Raw genomic sequence first — 2,318 nt, forward strand, 5'->3', positions numbered from 1 at the left:
CTTCAACGGTAGCCCTGGGTGACAGGCACCGCTACTGTCCGGGCGAAACCTTCAGGGCTTCACATGGAGCCCGTCGAACGCGATGGTGATGACGTCGTCGGCCAGTTTTTCAGGGGAGAGGGCGCCGCCCGGTTTGTACCATTCCACGATGGAATTGATGGTGCCGAACAGCAGGCGCGTTACCGTGCGGGGATCGATGTCCTGGCGGAGCGAGCCGTCGTCGCGGGCCGCCGAGATCAGTCCGGCCACCTTGTGGTCGAAGGTGCGGCGGCGCTCCAAAGCATCCCGCTCAATCTCCGTGTTGCCCCGAAGCCGCAGGAGCAGCGTGACAAAGGGCAGCCGCTCCACCAGGACGGCCACAGTCTGCCGCAGCACAAATTCCAGCCGCGCGTCTGCCGGGCCGCTCTGCGCCTCAGGCTGTTCCAGGATTGACTCCAGCCCGCCGAGGGCATGGTCCAACGCGAGTTTCAGGAGGTCGCCCTTGGACGGAACGTGGTGGTAGATCGCGGATTTTGAGATGCCCAGGTTCTCGGCCAGAATGCCCATGGACGTTGCATCGTAGCCGTGCCGGTTGAAGACGTCGACGGCGATGAGCAGCACGGACTGCTGGTCGTAACCGGGGCGGCCGCGCTTGCTGGGAGCTGCTGTACTGGGCATAACGGCTATTTTCTCATGAACGTTCGGTAATTAAGGCACCGGCGCAGACAAAATCGACGGCCCGCGCGCCGGATCCTGGCGGGGACCTTCGGCCCTATCGCCCACTTGCCCCTCCGCCGCGGCCGGCCGCTGTCGTCAACGCTGCGGAATGGCTTGTGGCGGTGCCCGGCGAGTACAGCAGCGTGGAGGCCACCCGCCAGGGCGGACCGGACGTGCTGGACGTGGTCAGCCTCCCCTGCTGGAAGCCGGACGCGCCCACGCCCTGTTCAGAGGGCGGGGGCGTCGTCGGCAACCTTGTCCTGCTTGCGCCTGCGGCGGAAGCCTCCTAGCTGGCGTTTTCCTCCAGCGTGAGGTCGCGGTCGCGGGTCTCCGGGGCCTTGACCGCCTGGAACAGCGAGATGCCCACGATGATCATCATGTAGACGGCGATGGGCCAGTAGGAGTTCGTGAACCATGCCAGAAGGGCGGAGCAGATGATGGGGGCGATGCCGCCACCAAGGATCGCCGAGAATTCGCGGGCGATGGCCACGCCGGCGTAACGGTACTTGGACCCGAACAGTTCTGCGTACATGGCCGACTGCGCCGCGATGCCGCCCTCAACCGCGAAGGTGAAGCCCACCGCGTAGACAAGCGCGATCAGCCAGATGTTGCCAGTGCTGCTGAGCCAGAACGCGGGGAAGGAGAACAGGAAAAGGAAAGCCAGGATGAACACGTTTACTGGCTTGCGGCCCCACTTGTCGGTGGCGCGTCCTGCAACCAATGCCGCGGGGATTGCGAAGAGGCCGCCCATGGCCAGCATCTGCGGGATCAGGGCCTTGTCGATGTTGACCACAGAGATCAGGAACGTGCCCAGGAACGCCTGGTAGATGTAGGAGTGGGCGTGGGTGCCCATGTTGATGAGGAAGACCTGGCGCAGCGGGCGGCGGCCCTTTTTGAGGACCTCCGAGACCGGGGAAGCAGCCTCGACGTGTTCCTTCTTCAGTTCGGCGAAGACCGGGGATTCCTTCATGTTGCGGCGGATCAGGTAGGCGGCAACGGTCACCAGGGCGCTTGAGAGGAACACCAGGCGCCAGCCCCAGGACTCGAGGTCCTCGCGGGGCATCATCTGCACCAGGATCCACGCGCCTGATCCGAAGACGGAGCCTACTGCTGCGCCGGCCCAGACGAGTGAGGTCATGGCGCCGCGCTTGCCCTTGGGCGCAAATTCAGCGAGGAGGACAACAGCGCTGGCCATTTCCGCGCCGGCGCCGAAGCCCTGGATGAACCGCAGGACGGTCAGCAGGATCGGGGCGAGGATGCCAACGGATTCATAGGTGGGGAGCAGCCCCATCGCGAAGGTCGCGGTGCCCATCAGGGCAAGGGTTGCCACCAGGACGAACTTCCGGCCGATCTTGTCGCCGTAGCGGGAGAAGAACAGGCCGCCCATGGGCCGGGCGATGAAGCCGACGGCGTACGCGCCGAAGCTGGCAATGAAACCCACTGCGGGGGAGACGTTCGGGAAGAACAGGGTGTTGAAGATGATGGCCGTGCCGACACCATAGACAACCATGTCGTAGTTTTCCAGGACGGTGCCGATGAAGCCGGCCCAACCGGCGCGGCGCAGTTCGGTTTTATTGGCTGCGGCGGGGTGGAGGGCGCCGTGGGGTGGGGCTCCTGTAGGC

3 protein-coding genes are annotated in these 2,318 nt (G+C 65.0%); 1 reads left to right on the forward strand and 2 read right to left on the reverse strand.

The genetic code is table 11. The features are described from left to right. Positions 1-51 precede the first annotated feature (51 nt). A complete protein-coding gene (locus DBR22_RS05760; protein ID WP_108598199.1) occupies positions 52-657 on the reverse strand; it encodes a TetR/AcrR family transcriptional regulator in 606 nt (201 codons plus the stop codon). A gap of 155 nt (positions 658-812) precedes the next feature. Here DBR22_RS05760 and DBR22_RS23720 point away from each other — a divergent pair, with 155 nt between their 5' ends. Further along, positions 813-986, forward strand: coding sequence for a hypothetical protein (locus tag DBR22_RS23720; protein ID WP_181365047.1), 174 nt, complete (start codon positions 813-815; stop codon positions 984-986). On the opposite strand, the gene DBR22_RS05765 is transcribed toward DBR22_RS23720, so the two are convergent. Next, positions 983-2,318: MFS transporter (locus DBR22_RS05765; protein ID WP_219928081.1), on the reverse strand; the 1,336-nt coding region annotated here is incomplete at its 5' end. The genes DBR22_RS23720 and DBR22_RS05765 overlap by 4 nt on opposite strands.

Origin of the sequence: Arthrobacter sp. HMWF013 (assembly GCF_003061105.1) — a bacterium.
Classification (GTDB): domain Bacteria; phylum Actinomycetota; class Actinomycetes; order Actinomycetales; family Micrococcaceae; genus Arthrobacter.